This is a genomic window from Salinibacillus aidingensis, assembly GCF_055393355.1.
This window is the reverse complement of sequence record NZ_AP043759.1, coordinates 2,410,228-2,428,344: the sequence shown is the minus strand read 5'-3', so window position 1 is coordinate 2,428,344 and position 18,117 is coordinate 2,410,228. Positions and strand designations below refer to the sequence as shown.

Below are 18,117 nucleotides of genomic sequence, written 5' to 3'. Positions count from 1 at the left end.
AGTTTTGAGGGTGCTAGTCACCAAAGCTAATAATGATAAGGAATTATAAGGAAGTTCTGCTAAGGGCGCTCACGTCCTCGAAAAAGCAAAGCTTTTTCTGCGAGGTAATGCTCCCGTAGTATTCCCTAGTGTGAGCAACGCAGAACGACCTACATCCTGTAGGCCCAGTGGCGATGGCGGAGAGGTCACACCTGTTCCCATTCCGAACACAGTAGTTAAGCTCTCCAGCGCCGATGGTAGTTGGGGTTCTTCCCCTGCGAGAGTAGGACGCTGCTGGGCAATTAAAGAAATCCTCAGATATCATTAATGATTCTGAGGATTTTTTATTTTTCACGCATTAACTGGCGGTAATACCGCAACTTCAATTCTTGAGGGTAACCCAAACAGGACTAAGTGGGGGATGAACGGCCAGTAATTTCCTCAAGGATACTCTTTTCTTCATAGCTGACAGACATAAAAAGGAGCGATACCATTGGCTAACACACACACTTTCAGTAAAGGTGAGGAAGCTGCAAATTCAATTACACATGCTATAGGGATTCTTTTTAGTATGGTGGCATTAGTATTATTGATTGTCTATTCTTCAATGTATGGATCCGTCTGGCATGTTGTAAGTTTCACTATATTTGGGTCTACAATGCTTCTAATGTATACATCCTCAACTCTTTTGCATGCATTTCCAGAAGGCACTAAGGTTAAAGATATTTTTGAAATCTTTGATCACTCATCAATCTACTTTTTTATCGCAGGGACTTACACTCCATATATGTTCACAGCAGTTCCCGGCTGGCTGGGGTGGACGATTTTCGGGATTGTGTGGGGAATGGCCATTGGTGGAACAGTTTTTAAATCTTTTTTCGTAAAAAGATTTTTATTTACATCTACCGGGTTATACGTTTTAATGGGTTGGCTCATTGTTTTGGCATGGGGACCACTAACGGATAATCTGGATCCAAAAGGTTTAAACTTCTTAATTATAGGTGGATTACTATATACATTAGGGTCTGTTTTCTACATTTGGAGGGGATTCAAATATCATCATGCAGTGTGGCATCTTTTTGTTATTGCCGGTAGTGTGATGCATTTTTTAAGTGTGCTGACCCTTTTGTAAACAAAACATATTGCTCTGATTATTCAGAGCAATTTTTTATATTAAAACATGGAAAATGAATAAATTACAAATTATGGTTAATGATATAGTTAAATCCCATGGAAAGGAGGTAAGGAGAATGGATGTAAATATGACTTCTTTCGAGGTGTTGTCAGAGATCAGACAATTAAGTGAAAGTGGACATAGTTTGAGTAAAAAGAAGGTAAAGAGTACCAATCCACAATTAATGAGAAGTGCATTACATTATTTTCCGAATTGGGATTCCGCTGTAGAAAAAAGTATTGTTGATTTATGAAGACTTTCCTTATCCAGTTACATAACCCCCTTCCTGAATTATAGGAAGGGGGATTTTTAATAGAAAAGATGTTTGGTTTTATGGATCTGTACGTTTTGCCAGGTTCTGTCTAAACCTGCATGTATTGAGTATACTCAGCTGCACTTTTTCCGGCTACATGGCCGGTTGAAAAAGCCGCGGTAATGTTAAATCCACCTGTATAGCCATGAATATCGAGAATTTCACCGCAGAAATAAAGGCCATGCATTTTTTTCGACGCCATTTCATTTGGAACGACTTCTTTTAATGAAACCCCGCCTCCTGTGATAAAGGCCTTTTCAATGGAGAGTGTTCCGTTTACTTTGACGGGGAATGCTTTTAGAAGCTGAGCCATTTTACGTACCTCTGTTTTTACCAGGTGGCTGTAGGTTTGTCCCGGGTCAATATCGGTTCTGGATAAAAGAAAGTAGAAGTAGCGTTCAGGTACCAGTCCACTCCAAACGTTTTTAATGGCCTTTTTTGGTGAATCCTTAGCCAGCATTATGAGCTTTTGAAAAACTTCCTCCTCATTCTGATCCGGAAAACAATCTATGGTTACATCGACAGCTTCCGTTTTGAATTTTTTTAATGCCTTAACCACAAATTGACTAAGTCTTAGGGCAGCCGGGCCGGATATTCCCTGATGGGTAAAAAGAATATCCCAACGATGTGTTTTAATGGCTTTCCCTTTAGGATTGTGTACAGTGATATTAATATCCCGTAATGAGAGGCCCTGCAGTGTACGATCTCCTATAAATTTTTCATTGGATGTGAGCGGGACTTCAGTTGGATAAAGGTCTGTAATAGTGTGGCCGGCTTGTTGTGCCCATGCATAGCCATCTCCAGTGCTTCCGGTTCTTGGTACGGATTTTCCCCCTGCAGCAAGAATAACAGCCTTTGTTTCAATGCCCTCGCCGTTTTTGAGAGCAATTTGATGGGTATGTTCTCCATAGTTAATGGTATCTACAGGCGTGTTCATTCTCACTTCAACATTAAGCCTTTTCAATTCATTAATCAGAACTTCTACTACCTGCTTTGCGGAATTGCTGACAGGAAACATTCTTCCTTTATCCTCTTCCTTTAATTTGACACCCAGATTTTCAAAAAACTCAATAATACTTTCGTTATTAAAAATCGAGAAGGCACTGTACAAAAAGCGACCGTTACCGGGAATATGCTCGATCAATTCGGATTCGGGCAGTCGATTGGTTACATTACATCTCCCACCGCCTGAAATAGCAAGCTTTCTTCCTAATTTATTTCCTTTATCAATGAGTAATGTTTTCGCTCCGTTTTTACTTGCAGTGATGGACGCCATTAATCCTGCAGGTCCACCACCAATGACAACAACATCATATGCCAAAATGAATTCCATCCTTTCCGTACTATTTCCCTGCTGTATCGACTATGAATAGAAATGTGATAAAATAAATTTGTCTATGTATACGAAATAAATACAGGGGAAGTCAAAACATGTCAAAAATACTACGCGGCACCTTGCTTATAACAGGTGCGAATTATTTATCAAAAATTTTAGGAATCTTATATGTCATCCCGTTTGAAGCATTAGTAGGCGGGACGGCATTTTCGTTATTTTCCTTTGCATATACACCCTACACTATTTTAATTAGTATATCCACTATGGGCATTCCACTTGCGATGTCCAAGTTTGTTTCCAAATATAATACGCTTGGTGATTATCAAACCGGACGCAGGATGTTCAGACTGGCGATTAAAGTGATGATGATTACGGGCATTTTAGCCTTTTTACTATTGTTTTTCAGCTCAGAGTTTATAGCAAAAATCGCTATATCAGGTGAGGGAACGAACTTTCCTTATTCCGTTGACCAGGTTTCCTTTGTTATTAAAATGGTCAGCTTTGCCTTGTTAATTATTCCAGCCATGAGTATTGTGCGTGGTTTTTTTCAGGGCTACGGATCTATGGGGCCTTCTGCTGTTTCAACCGTCATGGAGCAGATTGTCCGAATTATTTTCCTGCTTGGCAGTGTTTTTCTTTTACTTAAGGTTTTTGATGGGACCATTACGAATGCAATTGGTATGGCTACTTTTGCGACCTTTGTAGGTGCATTGGGTTCCCTGTTTGTATTAGGCTACTTCTGGAAGGTGAGGAAGCCCTATCTGGATCAGCAACTTCATACTCAAAAGGTAAAAACCAGACACTTTGATTCAAAGCAAATGTTTAAAGAGCTCATTAGTTATGCCGGCCCCTTTGTTCTGGTTGGGCTGGCAACGCCTGTTTATCAATTAATTGATCAGTTAACGTTTCCGCGAGCGATGTCAGCGATTGGTATGGGCGAGGATCATGTAGGTTTGGCCTATTCCGTTATCGTCATATTGGGACATAAATTAGTCATTATTCCTGTTACATTGGCCACAGGCTTATCCTTAGCATTGCTTCCGGTTATTACAAGTTCTTTTACTGCACAGAAAAGAGATTTATATATTCAGCAAATTAATCAGGCTCTGCAAATTATTATGCTTATCATTATTCCGGCTGGTGTTGGCTTATCCATACTGGGCTACGAAGCATATGGAACATTCTATGGCATTGATAAGTATTCGGAATTTACGGGACAGCTATTAAGCTGGTATGCCCCTGTTTCATTGTTTTTTGGCCTATTTACTGTCAGTGCTTCCATATTGCAGGGAATTAACAGACAAAATTTTGCACTGATATCATTAAGCGTCGGGGTTGGCATTAAGCTTGTGTTAAATATGCCTTTTATTTTCCTTTTTGAAGCTAAAGGTGCGATTTTTGCCACCGGCCTGGCAGTGCTTACTGCATCTTTCCTGAATGTATGGAAAATTAAACGGACAACCGAAATGCCATTTAAGGCTCTGTATAAGCGTACATTATTAATTTTAATCTTCACAGCCGTTATGGCATTGGTGGTACTGCTTATCAAATGGCTGCTTTCTTCCTTCATTTTTATGGAAGATAATCGGTTCTCATCCATTATGATTACGTTTATAAGTGCAGGTATTGGTGGATATTTATACTTATGGTTATGCTTCAAATCAACTCTTTTAGAAAGAGTCCTGGGCAGTCGTGCAAATAAGTTAAAACGCATATTTATATAAGAAAATGGCCTTTGGAGGTAAAAAACGATGCGACTAGACAAGGTTTTAGCAAATATGGGATTTGGCAGTCGAACAGACGTTAAAAAGCTGATGAAAAAGGGAGTCGTACAGGTTGATGGGACCACAGTCAAAGACGGAAAAACACAGGTCAACCCTGATCAGCAGGAGATTCTGATCAATGGAGAACTGGTGGAATATAAAGAATACATTTACTTAATGATGAATAAACCAAAGGGGGTGATATCTGCTACTGAGGATCATGTTGAAACAACGGTTGTCGATCTGCTGGAGATGGAAGACCAGATTTTTGATCCATTTCCAGTGGGCCGTTTAGATAAAGATACTGAGGGGTTATTGTTGATCACCAATGACGGCAAGCTGTCCCATGAACTTCTTTCTCCAAAGAAAAAAGTCGGTAAGAAATATTGGGCGAAAATTGACGGGAATGTATCAGAAGAGGATGTACAGGCCTTTGCAAATGGAGTGGAACTTGATGATGGATATATCACAAAGCCGGCAGAATTAAAAGTCCTGTCAGCTGGTGGGGTTTCGGAAATCGAATTAACCATTATGGAAGGAAAATTCCATCAGGTAAAGCGGATGTTTCTTTCGACAGGAAAAAAAGTGTTGGAGTTAAAGAGGCTGCAAATGGGGCGGCTGCACCTGGATGCTGACCTTGAGCCAGGGGAATATAGGGAGTTAACCGATGAAGAGCTCAGCCTGCTTGGAAGACAGGCTGATTCTAATTAAATATCTTTTATTATATAATTTAGGCATAAGCAAAATCTCCTCCATGGCCAAAAAGCGGCCACTCCGGAGATTCTGCTTATGCCGTCGGGTCTAAACGGTCGCCTGCGCTTTTCTGTCCAGCTACAGGGTCTAGACCCTCGCTGATGTAAGCAATCCCTATTGCGCGGCTAAAGTCAAGCCACTCCATAGGGCTTGCTTACACAGTCGGGTCTGAGCAAGGCCCTTCCGCTTTTCTGATTTTCTATGAAATTTTTACTTTCTTTTTTGTTGTGGTCCATTTTCCTCTACTTGGGCTTCTGACAAGGCCATTATAGGATAATACATGAAGGTCTCTTTGAACGGTTCGATCTGTTATGCCAAACTCCTCTGCTATATCTGTTGTTGTAACTGTCCCATTCTCCTTTATGTAAAGATAGACAGCTTTTACCCTCGCTAGCATTCGGGAGGTTGAACGATTCAAATAACCACTCCTTAAGGGATTTTAAGATCTTCTGTGCTGTTTAGGGATCGATGTTGTGTCCGTTTGTATTATTATTATACCAAAACACAAAAATTTTTCGTAATTTTTATCTAAATATTTATAAAAAATTTAGATAAGACGATAAAAAACGTTAGAAAGGAGGGAAGGAATAATGCTTATCTTGCGCAAGCTTTTTATCAAAATGGTAGATTTGAGTAATCGTCTGTTATTCCTGTTCAGCTTCTTACTGGTTGTCTTTAGTACGATTTTCATTATGAAATTAGATCCGGAAACCTTTACAAACTGGTTTGAAGCACTCTGGTGGGTGATGACAACCGTTACCACAGTCGGCTATGGGGACTATGCTCCCATAACGATGGAGGGAAGAGTTTTTGCTATGGTCCTCTATATATTGGGAATAGGCCTCATTGGAGTAGTGATAGGAAAAGTTGTGGATGGTCTGTCAACTTTCCGGATAAGAAGAGAGGAGGGAAAAATTATGTATAAAGGAAAAGGTCATTATATTATTATAGGATGGTCAAAGAAAGCTAATTATGCCCTTCAGGAAATGCTGAAAACGAATGAGGATATCGATATTGTAATCATTGATGAACAGGAAAAAGCCCCTGTTCTTAGTGAACATATTTATTTTGTTCGAGGATATGCTGCCTCAACAGAAACCTTGGATAAGGCGAATATAAAAGAAGCTGAATCCGTACTGATTTTCGCTGATGATTCGATTGAAGAGACTCAATTAGTAGATGGGAAGACGTTGTTAATTGCATCGACCGTTGAATCTATTGCTCCTGACGTACATACCGTGGTTGAAGTAATGGATGAATCTCATATTAAAAATTTCAAACATAATCAAGTGGATGATTTCATATTTTCTCATGAAACCATATCCTCATTAGCCGTTCGAAGTATATTCTCAAGGGGAATTTCCGAGGTATATGATCAATTGCTGCAAAGAAAGCATGGAGACGATTTATATCAAATCCCTAAAAAGCCAGAGTGGCATACTTATGGCGATGCTTTTCAGGAACTGTTAAAGGAAGGTGCAACGTTAATAGCGGATGGTAACAATTTAGGAATTAACCGTATGCTAGGATCACCAATCAGGGATCATGCCAAGTTATACGTAGTTTGTGATAAGACGACCTATGATAGATTAATTTCTAAGTCATAATGTAAAAATGCATATAGCTCAGAATGAACCGGTTTCTCTTAGGCAGGATAACTAAGGAGAAATACAATACAGAAAGGAATTTGATTATGGGACAACATCCGCATTATTTTATCGGAATCCCTATTCCAGAAGAACTAAGGAGCTGGCTGAGCAGCTGGCAGGAGGAAATCTCCAGTGCTGCAATGTATAAAACATGGACGAACGAAGAGGACTTTCACATTACCTTAAAGTTTTTAGGTGGGATGAATACGGCTCAATTCGATCGGGTGGCTGAGCTCATTGATAACCTTGAACCTCCTGAAGTATTTTTTACCGAAATTGGTGACCTGGGCTTCTTTGGAAAAAAGTCTCAGCCAAGAGTTGTCTGGGCAGGTGTTGATCCCTCTCCATCGTTACTGGGCCTGCAGAACCAAATTGAAGAAAAGCTATCCGAATTAGGAATTGAACAGGATCACCGGCCGTATAAGCCTCATATAACCCTGGCAAAAAAGTGGGCGGATCCTGATTCTTCTTTACCTTCTAGAGAAGAGTTGAAAGGAAATCTGCCAGGACCGATCACACAAAGGATGCTCATTGATGAATTTCACATCTATCAGATTGAACCACAAAAAGAAGTGAAATATAAGCCCATTTTGACGAAAAAATTAAAAGAATAAGGTCTGATAATCATGGCACAATTAATCAAACTTCAAGATTATATTTCAAGGTATGAAACAGATATATATCGATATCCTGGACAATTTATCCGGCTAAAGCAGGAGAACTGGAGGAAGCTTCTGGAAAGATGGGAACAGGAATATGCTGCCGGAACAGTGGATCTCCAACAGGAAAAAACAGAAGAGTCGAATCACACTAAAAAGCGATTTTCTATTAAAGATTTATTCAAAGGGAAAAAGGAAGAGAATGTCTTTACCCCATTCCCCGAAGAGCATCAGGATTTCTATCTTCCTCCTAAAGATAAAGAAACATTGAAGTATGATTTTCTGGATCATATCTTTAAATTTCAGCTTAAGTGGGCTTCAAGTACAATCCGGGAGTATTCCACAGTGGATGACAAGTTTAGAACAGATGCCAGCCTAAGGTATTTTTTGCAAAGGTTTCCTGATACGTTCCTCGTTATGTATAAACCAGTTTTTCAGCTTCAAAAAGCATCGGTAGAAGCGGATATCATTCTCATTACCCCTGTCCAGGTGATTTGTCTTACGGTTATCGAAGAAAATGATAAGGTTACATTTCTGCCTGAGGATGGAAGGACATGGTTCAAGGAGCTTGAGGGTGTTCAGACACGGATGTTAAGTCCGATGATTGGTCTGAAGCGTACGGAAAACATCGTGAAAAGTATACTAAAGAAATACAGCGTCGACATTCCTGTTTCAAAAGTCATTTTATCCAGAAATAATAAAATAAAATTTCAAAGTGAGCCCTATAAAACAGCATATATAGGCAGAGAACAATATCAGGAGTGGTTTGAGCAATTAAGATCATTTACATCTCCTTTAAAGCATATACAACTAAAAACAGCTGAAGCTTTATTAAAGGATTGTCATTCCGTATTTACCCAGCGGCCTGAATGGTTTTATGAGGATGACCCATCTGTATTTAATTTTTAACGGTTTTGCAGAATAATCGTGTTCCATTGTGAATGATTAAGGGGAATGGTTATGTATCTATTCATTGTAAACCCTGTGTCAGGAAGTGGCAGGGGAAGGAAAGTCTATGAAAAAATTAAGCAGGAACCTCTTTATATGAAAAAGGAATGCCGTGCATTTTTTACCGAATATGAAGGTCACGCCCGCTCTTTGGCCAGTCAGCTTGCAGAAATGTTTAAAGATCGCGTGAACGCTATTCTAGTCGTAGGCGGAGACGGTACCTTGCATGAAGTAGTTAATGGACTCCAGCGGTATCCAAATGTGAAATTAGCGTTTATCCCCGCTGGTTCAGGAAACGACTTTGCCAGGGGCTGTAAGCTGACTTTAAAAAATGAGTCCCTCTTTAAACAGATATTACAATCCCCATCATGGAGACCTTATTGGCTTGGCAAGATTAAAAATATCAGATCTGAAAACCAAGCCCTGTATTTTGCTAATAGTATCGGATTTGGCTTTGATGGTGAAGTGGCAAGCGCCACCAATAAGGCAGGCTATACAAAGCTTCTTAGTCTGTTAAAGCTGAGCAGGCTTCAATATGTGATTGCTCTATTGCAGGTTTTACTTTCCTATCAGCCTAAAAATTTAGAACTTGAATTAGATGGAAAAAAGAGAAAAGTAGAAAATGCTTTTATGGTGACGATTACCAACCATCCGTATTTTGGTGGTGGAATGAAAATTGTACCAGACGCGTCCATTCATCCCCATCATCTATACGTCATTATTATTGAAAACATATCCAAGTTAAAAGTACTCTTTTTATTCTTCACAGTCTTTTTTGGAAAACATTTGTCCTTTAAAGAAGTGAAAGTCTATCAAGCTGAAACGATTCGGGTACAAACAAATGAAAAGATTGATTATCAGGTTGACGGAAATTCAGGAAAATGCACGAACTGCACGGTTTCTAAAGAAAATTCGACAAGACAAATTCATAGATTTTTATAAATGGGTCTTGAAATCAGCTATGAATATGCGTTATTCTAAAAAAATTCGTCTATTTTTGAAATATGAATGAAATATATGTCACATCGTTGAAAATAATATCGATAAACATAAAAATTGCTCTAAAACAAAGCAAACGTATACAAGTCTGCACGATGATAGGTTTGCTGATAGAAGGTGAATGAGATTGGAACAAATACTAGGTAAAGAGTGGACAATAACACCAGCAGGAGGCTCAACAGGTGAAGCCTACTATGCCCAGCACCAGGAAAAACGACTATTCTTAAAGCGAAATTCTTCTCCTTTTATTGCAGTTTTATCTGCGGAAGGAATTGTTCCAAAACTCGTTTGGACAAAGCGTCTGGAAAATGGCGATGTCATTACAGCCCAGCACTGGCTTGAAGGCAGACATTTAGAGCAAACAGAAATGAAGCATGAACGGGTTGCCTCTTTGTTAAGCAAAATTCACCATTCTTCAGAGCTGCTTCACATGTTTATGCGAATGGGAAAAAAACCACTTGAACCTGAAAGTATTTTACAGCATTTAAAAGATATTCATCATGATCAGAGTAAGTTGGATACAAGTCTTGATATTCATAAGGGATTAAAGTTTTTACAGGAATATTTGCCTTATGTCCGGAATCAGAAAAAGGTGGTCTGTCATTGTGATGTCAATCATAACAACTGGTTACTGGCAAGAAATGATGAACTTTATTTGATTGACTGGGAAAATGCGATGATTGCTGATCCCGCCATGGACATAGGATTGTTATTACACAACTATGTACCTGAGGATGAGTGGCAGGAATGGCTGAATATATACGGTATTGAACTGGACGAACAATTACGATATCGTATGAATTGGTATGTTGTCGTCCAATCCATCTCATTTATTCAATGGCACTTTGAACGAAATGAATTCCAGGAAGTCAGTAACTGGATGAAAACTCTCCAGACTTTTTTCCGTAAAATAGGCTTTTAAAAATTATATGAAAAGCATCATAAATTCCTTATTGTTTGCTGCAAAATAATAGGGAATTTTTTTATCACGTATTAACTGGCCGTAATGCCCCCCACTTTATCACTTTTAAACATAATTAAAATCCGTCAGATTAGGATGTGAAGAAATGAGACTAAGAAATAAGCCCTGGGCAGATGACTTTATAAAGGAAAACCATCACATAACAGAATTATCACCTCTTTCTCATAAAGGAAGCTGGAAGGATCTATTTGAAAATCACCAGCCTATCCATTTGGAAATTGGCACTGGAAAGGGGCAATTTATTGCGAATATGGCGAAACAGCATCCTGATATTAACTTCATTGGCATGGAGCGGGTGAAAAATGTCATTGTTGGTGCTATCAGGAAAGTGGACGCCGCGTATGTGAGAAATGTGCGTCTTATTAATGAAAATGCGAAGGACTTAAGAGACTTTTTTGCCCAAAATGAAATCGACCAAATCTATTTGAATTTTTCTGATCCTTGGCCAAAGAACCGGCATGAAAAAAGACGGTTAACCTTCCATACGTTTTTAGAGCAATATGAGGATATCCTGAGACCTGATGGTGAGATTGTCTTAAAAACAGATAACCAGAAGTTCTTTGAGTATTCCCTCGTGTCTTTTTCCCAATATGGAATGAAACTTGAGGAGGTAACACTGGATTTACATGCTGTTGAAGATCCTTTAAATGTTATGACTGAATATGAAGAGAAGTTTTCGGAAAAAGGCCAAAGAATATACCGTTGTCGTGTGCGTTTTTCATGACGTTATGTACACATAGGAAGTATTCATTATTCTCAAAAAAACGAACAAGCAGTCATCTACTGCTTGTTCGATACACTATATGTTAAACTTAATCTGGGAGGGGATATTTTGGAAACGTTAGAGGTAGGTCGTGCTAAGTTAACGTGGTTAAATGGTGGTGTGAATCATCTTGATGGCGGAGCGATGTTTGGGGTGGTACCGAAGCCTTTATGGACCAGGAAGTATCCTGTAAATGAAAAAAACCAGATTGAATTGCGAACAGATCCGATTCTATTACAGATTGATGGGAAAAACTTTTTGATAGATTCAGGTATTGGTGTTCACAAATTTACTGAAAAACAAATTCGGAACTTTGGTGTTTTGGAACAGTCAAACGTTGAGCAGTCTTTACAGGAATTAGCCATGACAACACTGGATATTGATGGTGTACTCATGACTCATCTTCATTTTGACCATGCGAGTGGGTTAACGAAATGGCAGGAGGAGAATTTGGTGCCTGCCTTTGAAAACGCAACCATTTACACTACAGAGGTGGAATGGTATGAAATGAGAAACCCCAATTTACGTTCACAGAATACCTATTGGGAAGATAATTGGAAGCCCGTACAGCAACAAGTGGAAACATTCTCCGGTGAGTTGGAAGTTGTACCAGGTCTTATGATGATACATACAGGTGGACATAGTGATGGTCATGCCATACTTGTATTTGAAGAAGGGGAAGAGGTGTTTATCCATATGGCCGATATTATGCCGACCCATGCACACCAAAATCCATTATGGGTTTTAGCTTACGATGACTATCCAGTAACGTCCGTACATCAAAAAGAGAAGTGGATGAAGACTGGGTATGCTAAAAAGGCCTGGTATACGTTTTATCATGACGCACATTATCGGGCTTTAAAATTTGATACTAAAGGTGAATTGATAAATCAGGTACCCCGTCAACGGTATTCATATGAGTAGTCATGAACACCCCCTTGTTTATTCTTCTTCAGGCAAGGGGGTTTCTGTATTTAATTGAATTCTGGAAATATCAATAATAGAGCCTGTTCGCGCATCTGCGTAAAACTCATATTGAATCGTTTCTCCATCAATTTCCCGTGAGATCCCACCTCTGTAAACCTGGTCGTTTACATCTTCTCTGGTTAATCGTTCAGGCTTCATGTAAATCCAGGAACCTGAAATAGTACCTGCCTCTCTAAACTTTCTCTTCGTCATATTAAGGACTTTCTCAGGTGATAAAGAAGGATCAGGGATGGCTTTCCCCAGAGCAAATCCAATGGAAGTGCCGACTCCAAAGCCTATAAGTAAATTCCTGAAATTCATATATTTTCACTCCTTATCCATAACTGTAGTCAGTCATTCAGCCTAGCCGGTCGCCTTTGCTTTTCACTGTCCAGCTACGGCTCCCAGGCCAAGACGGATATAAGCCAAAGCCATTCCGCGGCAAAAGTCATGCCACTCCATGTCTTCGTCTTATCTCGCATGACCTAAACAGTCGCCTTCGCTTTTCTTCATTATAACGGATTTTTTCCGGTTTGATAAATTTGATTGGAAAGTTTGAATATGTTTCGTTAGAATATAGGGGACATGGTTTTTCTGTTAGGTTGTGGAATCGTTACATACTTATCACAGGATTTCATTTCATGATTTTTTGTAAACGTGAAAGTATATGCATAATTACGGATAATACGATCAACAAAGGGTTAATTTCTGATTGTATAGATTGATGAATTGGAGCTGATACATAATGAACCAAGAGACAATGGAATTATTTCGTACCTTAACTGAGCTTCCGGCAGCACCTGGAAATGAACATCAGGTACGTAAGTTTATGAGACAGGAACTTGGAAAGTACTCCGATGAAGTTATTCAGGACAATTTAGGAGGCGTATTTGGCGTCAAAAAAGCCAAAGGCCCGAAAGTGATGGTGGCCGGTCACATGGATGAAGTAGGATTCATGGTCACGCAAATCACCAAAAATGGTATGCTCCGTTTTCAAACCTTAGGAGGCTGGTGGAGCCAGGTTTTACTCGCTCAACGTGTTGAAGTGATCACGGAAAATGGTCCTGTTACAGGGGTGATTGGCTCAACTCCTCCACATAATCTGACACCGGAACAGCGGAAAAAACCTATGGATGTGAAAGACATGTTAATTGATATTGGTGCAGATGATGAAGAGGATGCCAAAATTATCGGAATCAAACCTGGGCAGCAAATTGTTCCCGTTAGCCCATTTACGCCAATGGCCAACGACAAAAAGATTTTAGCCAAGGCCTGGGATAACCGTTACGGGTGCGGACTTTCGATTGAATTATTAAAGGCATTGCAAAATGAGGATTTACCAAATGAATTGTATTCAGGTGCTACTGTGCAGGAAGAGGTGGGATTAAGAGGTTCAAAGGTTTCAGCAAATATGATTAACCCGGACCTTTTCTTTGCATTGGATGCTTCACCAGCGAATGATATGTCGGGGGATGACAGTAAATTTGGACATATTGGTAAGGGGGCACTATTACGAATTTATGACCGCTCGATGATTACGTTACCTGGTATGAAAGATTTTATCCTGGATACAGCAGAAACAAACAATATTCCTTATCAGTATTTTGTATCGAATGGTGGTACGGATGCAGGAAGTGTTCACTTGTCAAATAACGGGATACCTTCAGCTGTAATTGGAGTCTGCTCAAGATATATTCATACTCATTCATCCATTCTTCATGTAGATGACTATGCAGCTGCCAAAGAGTTAATTATTAAATTGGTGAAATCTGCTGACCAAAATACAGTGGATACGATAAGTAACAAATAACTTAGAATGATACTTCAGCTTAAAGGGATGATCTCATGAAAATCATTGTAGGCTCCACGAACCCGGCTAAATTAAATGCTGTAAAAAAAGCTTTTTCAGACATCGATGTTGAAGGGTTCGAAGTAGAAACCCGTGTATCTTCGCAGCCCTATTCAGATGAAGAAACTCTTGAAGGCGCGATCAACCGTGCTAAAGAATGTGTAAAAATTGAAAAGGGTGTCATAGGAATAGGTCTGGAAGGTGGTGTCATGGAATTTGAGGATCGTATTTATTTATGCAATTGGGGCTCCTTGATTGATGAACAGGGGAATGTATTTACAGCAGGTGGTGCACGAATCCCTCTTCCAGATGAAATAAGAAGAGGCCTTGAGAAGGGAAAAGAACTGGGCGATTTGATGGATGAATATACCCAGAAGCAGGAAATTCGTAAAAATGAAGGGGCAATCGGTATATTTACCCATCAGCAGGTTAGTCGAGGTGACATGTTTGCACATGTTGTAAGTCTGTTAAAAGGGCAGTATGAATTTTTTAATAATAAAACGGATGGGTAAACCATCCGTTTTGTTGTTTTATTGATAAATATAGTGTAATACGTCCAGGGCCTGATCAACGGTTTCTACAGTTACATTTGCACGATTGGATAATTCTTTAAGAGGGTGGACCAGTGACTCTGGCCGAATTAAGATTAAAGGTTTGTTTAATGTTAAGGCCATGCTGGCATCCATAGCTGTATTCCATTGTTTATACTTCTCACCGAAGAGGGCGATAACCAGATCTGCTTTTTGCATAAGAACCTGTGTACGCAGATTGTTAATACCGGAAGCGGCATCGTCTCTGGTAACGTTGTTGGGTTGACTTCCAATAATTTTTTCCCCAATAGCATCTGACAAGTCATGGTTTTCCTGGGGTCCTACAAAAGTTAAAGGAAGCCCGCTTTCCGCTGCTTTTGATTTTAATTGCTCACGCCAATCACTATGAATTTCCCCAGCTAAGTAGACAGTTAATTCCATCCTATACCTCCTCTTATATATATCTACTCATATCTTCCATTTATTACTACCACTTGTCAAATTTTATATCCATAGTATGATAATAAGAGAGAGATTTCGACATAAAAATGGTCAGGAGTGGAAAATCGTGAATTTAAGAAAGGTTAAACGTCAATTCTTAATTCTAGTAAGTCTGGGTTCCGTTTTATTTTTAAGTGGTTGTTTATTATCTGAAGAAAAAGCTCTTGAGAATGCTGCTCAGGCAGCAGAGGAATCCTTTAATTCTGAGTCTGCAGAACCGAATCAGAAAATCGACGTGATTTCATTACATTTACCAGATGATGTGAAAATTGAAGGCAGTTCTAATAATAATGTCTTTTTAAAGCAGGGAGATCAGCAATACTTATTATTTTATAATCAGTTTGAAGGAGCAGAAAGCCGGCATCTGTTTGATGGAATTAAAGCAAGAGAAGATAGCCTTCTGCAGGAGTCCTTTGAAGCTGACAGTCGTTTTGGTTACATTGCTGTTTTTCCGAATTCAAAAGAGGAACAATATGAATTACAGGTTGGTATTGGCGGCGTAAAAATTACCACAATGACAACAAAAGAAGAATTGGAGAATAAAGCCGCAGAAATGATGGACATTGTAAATTCCGTTGATATGAAGGTTCAGGAGACTCAAGAGTAAATAAGAGGGCTTTTGCATTAAGCAAAGGCCCTCTTTAATTTATCACGCATTAACTGGCCGTAATACCCCCACTTCAAGTTTTGAGGGTAATCCAACAAGACTAAGTGGGGGATAAACGGCCAGTAAATTCCTGATAAGTTCAACTAACCATCAGTGGGGGATGGAGAACCCCCACTGATGGAAGTTTCACTTTATACTTCACCATTTACGTTCTGATCTGATGACTCACTGAGTCCATGAAGATTTGTCTGAAGAGTTTCTCTTTGATACTGCTCCTCAATGGTTTCCTTTTCTTCCTGTTGATCGATGTCCTGTTCAAGCGGTTCATCATCTGTTTCCTGGTGGATTGAAAATTCATGGACTTCAGCTTTCAGCTCCTGCGACAGAGCGTGTAAATCAAGGGATGACTGATTTAGCTGATCAATGGTTTCTGCCTGGTTTTCACCCGATGCAGCGACTTCCTCAGCAGTAGCTACTGATTCTTCAGCAATCACACTAACCTCGTTAATTTTATGTCTCAAATCAGCGTTGGATTGACGGATATCACTGACAGACGAGGAAACCTCCTCCATTTTGTCATTTATGCCATATACCTGTTCGGTAATGCTTGTAAATGCTGTTTTTGTTTCATGCACAGATTGTGTCTGTTGCTTTTGATAGTCGCCAAACTGATTTGCCTCCTCAGAAAGATTGGCCATTTGTCTGTTCATATTGTTGATTAATTGGTAAATTTCCTCAGCTTCTTCCTTTGAACGCTCGGCCAGTTTTCGGACTTCATCTGCTACAACTGCAAAGCCTTGGCCGGATTCACCTGCTCTTGCAGATTCTATGGCAGCATTCAGGGCTAACAGATTGGTGTTATCTGCAATCTCCTGGATTGTAGAGACTATTTGGGTAATTTTTTGGGATTGTTCCGCAGCTTCACGTACTTCATCTGTTAAATGATTGGCCAGATCAATAAACGAAGATGAGGTTTCTTCCAGTGTTTTTACTTTTTCTATCCCCAATTGACTATCCTGCTCTGCTTTCTTTAGTTCTTTCAATATTTCACCATTTGCTATGTCAGTCTGATCAATAGCTTCTGTAACATGATTGATTAAGGTTGTGCTTTCTTCAATTTGACTTGCCTGTTCCTGTGCACCAACAGCCACCTGATTGATGGCTTCTGCTACCTCATTCGTCTGAACAGAGGATTTTTTTGAAATATCGGTTAGTTCTCCTGATGAATGACTTAGGATATTGGCTGCTTTTAATACTTTAACAAGGGATTGATTCATTTTATCGGCCATCTTATTAAAGGATTCAGCTAAATCAGCCATTTCGTCCTTGCCCTTTATGTCAACACGATAGGTTAAATCGCCATTTTCCATACGATTGGCTCCATATTTTAAATGATTGATAGATTGAATAATTGATCGATTTAAGATGTAGCCAGCGATTAGGATAATAAGAAGGATGAACACCCCTGTTAGGATAAATATCGTAGTAATCAGTTGCTGGGATTTTTGCTGCTGACGAATCATTTCCTGACTCTGCTGAACCGTTATATCATTAATGGCTTGTACCTCTTCATTAATGCTGCCAGTTAATTTACTCATTTCTTCTGTAATCTGCTCGCTCTGGTTCAGTGTATTTCTAACACTTTCAATCGATTCCTGATAATTGTTGAGGACTTCCTCAATATCCCCTATTGCGTTTGTTCCTGTGTTCTCATTGTTTAAATTTGCTAGAAGGCTATTTTTTTGTGATTCAAAATTTGAAAAGTTAATCACGTTTCCGGTTGAAAGATATTTACTTTCATTTAATCTCATGGATAAAGCTGTCTGTGTAAATTCTGGATTATTGAGTTCTCGTAACAGAGAATAAAGATTGCTATAATGAGAGGCTACGTCCTGCATTTGACCATCTGCCTCTGTAAAACCTATCCTTCTTTGTAACTCGATCCATGTTTCTAATTGATTTTGATATGTATCTATATTTTCCATGATGACACCAAAGCTTGCTGCAATATCTTCGTTCCCCTGATTTTCTTTTTCATATTGTGCTGCTTTGGAAGCTAAAGATTCAGCGGAAGAAAGCAGTATTTCAGCCTGTTCCTCCGATGGCTGATTGGAAAATACCTGCTGCTGATAGCGGGTATTGGCCATTTCAAATTTTAATTCCTCGCTTTGTGCGAGAGTGGCCTGTATGTCCTGCATATCAACAGTCATTTTGCTCTGTTCATTGAAGTAGTAAATAGAAAAAAGAATAAATGCAGATAAACTTAAAATCGATAAAATCAAAATAAAATAAACTTTCCCTTTAATTGTCTTCATCGTCCGTATAACCCCTTAAGTTTTAATAGTT

19 protein-coding genes and 1 rRNA gene are annotated in these 18,117 nt (G+C 39.3%); 15 read left to right on the top strand and 5 right to left on the bottom strand.

Annotated features, from left to right (window positions below; translation table 11 throughout):
- Nucleotides 1-163 precede the first annotated feature (163 nt).
- The 3 genes from rrf (at nucleotide 164) to ACZ5OK_RS12970 (ending at nucleotide 1,406) form a co-directional block, all read left to right on the top strand.
- Nucleotides 164-279, top strand: a 5S ribosomal RNA gene (rrf, locus tag ACZ5OK_RS12980).
- Between the two features lie 193 nt (nucleotides 280-472).
- The gene (gene trhA / locus ACZ5OK_RS12975) at nucleotides 473-1,111 is read left to right on the top strand and encodes a PAQR family membrane homeostasis protein TrhA (RefSeq protein WP_343837702.1); all 639 of its coding nucleotides are present in this window, start codon (nucleotides 473-475) and stop codon (nucleotides 1,109-1,111) included.
- A gap of 118 nt (nucleotides 1,112-1,229) precedes the next feature.
- Nucleotides 1,230-1,406 carry a hypothetical protein gene (locus ACZ5OK_RS12970; RefSeq protein ID WP_343837700.1) on the top strand — a complete coding sequence of 59 codons (177 nt, stop codon included), beginning with the start codon at nucleotides 1,230-1,232 and terminating at the stop codon, nucleotides 1,404-1,406.
- A gap of 109 nt (nucleotides 1,407-1,515) precedes the next feature.
- On the opposite strand, the gene ACZ5OK_RS12965 is transcribed toward ACZ5OK_RS12970, so the two are convergent.
- Nucleotides 1,516-2,787, bottom strand: a complete 1,272-nt coding sequence (locus ACZ5OK_RS12965; protein WP_343837698.1) for a BaiN/RdsA family NAD(P)/FAD-dependent oxidoreductase — start codon at nucleotides 2,785-2,787, stop codon at nucleotides 1,516-1,518.
- 110 nt (nucleotides 2,788-2,897) lie between these two features.
- On the opposite strand from ACZ5OK_RS12965, the gene ACZ5OK_RS12960 reads away from it, so the two are divergent.
- Both ACZ5OK_RS12960 and ACZ5OK_RS12955 read left to right on the top strand, forming a co-directional pair.
- The gene (locus ACZ5OK_RS12960; protein WP_343837695.1) at nucleotides 2,898-4,526 is read left to right on the top strand and encodes a putative polysaccharide biosynthesis protein; all 1,629 of its coding nucleotides are present in this window, start codon (nucleotides 2,898-2,900) and stop codon (nucleotides 4,524-4,526) included.
- A 27-nt stretch (nucleotides 4,527-4,553) separates the two neighbouring features.
- Nucleotides 4,554-5,276, top strand: a complete 723-nt coding sequence (locus tag ACZ5OK_RS12955) for a pseudouridine synthase (RefSeq protein WP_343837693.1) — start codon at nucleotides 4,554-4,556, stop codon at nucleotides 5,274-5,276.
- Nucleotides 5,277-5,517: 241 nt separating this feature from the next.
- Here the strand turns inward: ACZ5OK_RS12955 and ACZ5OK_RS12950 are convergent, their stop codons facing one another.
- The gene (locus ACZ5OK_RS12950) at nucleotides 5,518-5,736 is read right to left on the bottom strand and encodes a DeoR family transcriptional regulator (RefSeq protein WP_044158685.1); all 219 of its coding nucleotides are present in this window, start codon (nucleotides 5,734-5,736) and stop codon (nucleotides 5,518-5,520) included.
- Nucleotides 5,737-5,908: 172 nt separating this feature from the next.
- Between ACZ5OK_RS12950 and ACZ5OK_RS12945 the strand changes: the two genes are divergently transcribed.
- The 7 genes from ACZ5OK_RS12945 to ACZ5OK_RS12915 all read left to right on the top strand — a co-directional run bounded on the left by ACZ5OK_RS12945 (nucleotide 5,909) and on the right by ACZ5OK_RS12915 (nucleotide 12,242).
- Nucleotides 5,909-6,925 (top strand): potassium channel family protein, encoded by a 1,017-nt coding sequence (locus tag ACZ5OK_RS12945; RefSeq protein WP_343837689.1) that lies wholly within the window; start codon nucleotides 5,909-5,911, stop codon nucleotides 6,923-6,925.
- 86 nt (nucleotides 6,926-7,011) lie between these two features.
- Entirely contained in the window at nucleotides 7,012-7,581 is a 570-nt protein-coding gene (gene thpR / locus ACZ5OK_RS12940; RefSeq protein ID WP_343837686.1) for an RNA 2',3'-cyclic phosphodiesterase, read from the top strand.
- 12 nt (nucleotides 7,582-7,593) lie between these two features.
- On the top strand, nucleotides 7,594-8,535 hold the full coding sequence (locus ACZ5OK_RS12935; protein WP_343837684.1) for an NERD domain-containing protein: 942 nt from the start codon (nucleotides 7,594-7,596) through the stop codon (nucleotides 8,533-8,535).
- A 51-nt stretch (nucleotides 8,536-8,586) separates the two neighbouring features.
- Entirely contained in the window at nucleotides 8,587-9,516 is a 930-nt protein-coding gene (locus ACZ5OK_RS12930) for a diacylglycerol/lipid kinase family protein (protein ID WP_343837683.1), read from the top strand.
- 184 nt (nucleotides 9,517-9,700) lie between these two features.
- Nucleotides 9,701-10,495, top strand: coding sequence for a phosphotransferase family protein (locus ACZ5OK_RS12925; protein WP_343837681.1), 795 nt, complete (start codon nucleotides 9,701-9,703; stop codon nucleotides 10,493-10,495).
- A gap of 145 nt (nucleotides 10,496-10,640) precedes the next feature.
- Complete coding sequence (gene trmB, locus ACZ5OK_RS12920) at nucleotides 10,641-11,279, top strand: tRNA (guanosine(46)-N7)-methyltransferase TrmB (RefSeq protein WP_343837679.1); 639 nt, start codon at nucleotides 10,641-10,643, stop codon at nucleotides 11,277-11,279.
- Nucleotides 11,280-11,387: 108 nt separating this feature from the next.
- A complete protein-coding gene (locus ACZ5OK_RS12915) occupies nucleotides 11,388-12,242 on the top strand; it encodes a YtnP family quorum-quenching lactonase (RefSeq protein WP_343837676.1) in 855 nt (284 codons plus the stop codon).
- A gap of 18 nt (nucleotides 12,243-12,260) precedes the next feature.
- On the opposite strand, the gene ACZ5OK_RS12910 is transcribed toward ACZ5OK_RS12915, so the two are convergent.
- Complete coding sequence (locus ACZ5OK_RS12910; RefSeq protein WP_343837673.1) at nucleotides 12,261-12,605, bottom strand: PepSY domain-containing protein; 345 nt, start codon at nucleotides 12,603-12,605, stop codon at nucleotides 12,261-12,263.
- Between the two features lie 424 nt (nucleotides 12,606-13,029).
- Here ACZ5OK_RS12910 and ACZ5OK_RS12905 point away from each other — a divergent pair, with 424 nt between their 5' ends.
- The gene (locus tag ACZ5OK_RS12905; RefSeq protein ID WP_343837671.1) at nucleotides 13,030-14,094 is read left to right on the top strand and encodes a M42 family metallopeptidase; all 1,065 of its coding nucleotides are present in this window, start codon (nucleotides 13,030-13,032) and stop codon (nucleotides 14,092-14,094) included.
- 35 nt (nucleotides 14,095-14,129) lie between these two features.
- Nucleotides 14,130-14,645 (top strand): DUF84 family protein, encoded by a 516-nt coding sequence (locus ACZ5OK_RS12900; protein ID WP_343837668.1) that lies wholly within the window; start codon nucleotides 14,130-14,132, stop codon nucleotides 14,643-14,645.
- Between the two features lie 18 nt (nucleotides 14,646-14,663).
- Here the strand turns inward: ACZ5OK_RS12900 and ACZ5OK_RS12895 are convergent, their stop codons facing one another.
- Entirely contained in the window at nucleotides 14,664-15,104 is a 441-nt protein-coding gene (locus ACZ5OK_RS12895) for a YtoQ family protein (protein WP_343837666.1), read from the bottom strand.
- 127 nt (nucleotides 15,105-15,231) lie between these two features.
- Here ACZ5OK_RS12895 and ACZ5OK_RS12890 point away from each other — a divergent pair, with 127 nt between their 5' ends.
- The gene (locus tag ACZ5OK_RS12890; protein WP_343837664.1) at nucleotides 15,232-15,771 is read left to right on the top strand and encodes a hypothetical protein; all 540 of its coding nucleotides are present in this window, start codon (nucleotides 15,232-15,234) and stop codon (nucleotides 15,769-15,771) included.
- A gap of 191 nt (nucleotides 15,772-15,962) precedes the next feature.
- On the opposite strand, the gene ACZ5OK_RS12885 is transcribed toward ACZ5OK_RS12890, so the two are convergent.
- Nucleotides 15,963-18,086 carry a methyl-accepting chemotaxis protein gene (locus ACZ5OK_RS12885; RefSeq protein ID WP_343837662.1) on the bottom strand — a complete coding sequence of 708 codons (2,124 nt, stop codon included), beginning with the start codon at nucleotides 18,084-18,086 and terminating at the stop codon, nucleotides 15,963-15,965.
- Nucleotides 18,087-18,117 lie beyond the last annotated feature (31 nt).

Coding starts and splice junctions, on each gene's coding strand:
- ACZ5OK_RS12970 (WP_343837700.1), top strand. CDS start 1,230: ATGGATGTAAATATGACTTCTTTCGAGGTGTTGTCAGAGATCAGACAA.
- trmB (WP_343837679.1), top strand. CDS start 10,641: ATGAGACTAAGAAATAAGCCCTGGGCAGATGACTTTATAAAGGAAAAC.
- ACZ5OK_RS12960 (WP_343837695.1), top strand. CDS start 2,898: ATGTCAAAAATACTACGCGGCACCTTGCTTATAACAGGTGCGAATTAT.
- thpR (WP_343837686.1), top strand. CDS start 7,012: ATGGGACAACATCCGCATTATTTTATCGGAATCCCTATTCCAGAAGAA.
- ACZ5OK_RS12900 (WP_343837668.1), top strand. CDS start 14,130: ATGAAAATCATTGTAGGCTCCACGAACCCGGCTAAATTAAATGCTGTA.
- ACZ5OK_RS12955 (WP_343837693.1), top strand. CDS start 4,554: ATGCGACTAGACAAGGTTTTAGCAAATATGGGATTTGGCAGTCGAACA.
- ACZ5OK_RS12945 (WP_343837689.1), top strand. CDS start 5,909: ATGCTTATCTTGCGCAAGCTTTTTATCAAAATGGTAGATTTGAGTAAT.
- ACZ5OK_RS12905 (WP_343837671.1), top strand. CDS start 13,030: ATGAACCAAGAGACAATGGAATTATTTCGTACCTTAACTGAGCTTCCG.
- ACZ5OK_RS12910 (WP_343837673.1), bottom strand. CDS start 12,605: ATGAATTTCAGGAATTTACTTATAGGCTTTGGAGTCGGCACTTCCATT.
- ACZ5OK_RS12885 (WP_343837662.1), bottom strand. CDS start 18,086: ATGAAGACAATTAAAGGGAAAGTTTATTTTATTTTGATTTTATCGATT.
- ACZ5OK_RS12930 (WP_343837683.1), top strand. CDS start 8,587: ATGTATCTATTCATTGTAAACCCTGTGTCAGGAAGTGGCAGGGGAAGG.
- ACZ5OK_RS12935 (WP_343837684.1), top strand. CDS start 7,594: ATGGCACAATTAATCAAACTTCAAGATTATATTTCAAGGTATGAAACA.
- ACZ5OK_RS12895 (WP_343837666.1), bottom strand. CDS start 15,104: ATGGAATTAACTGTCTACTTAGCTGGGGAAATTCATAGTGATTGGCGT.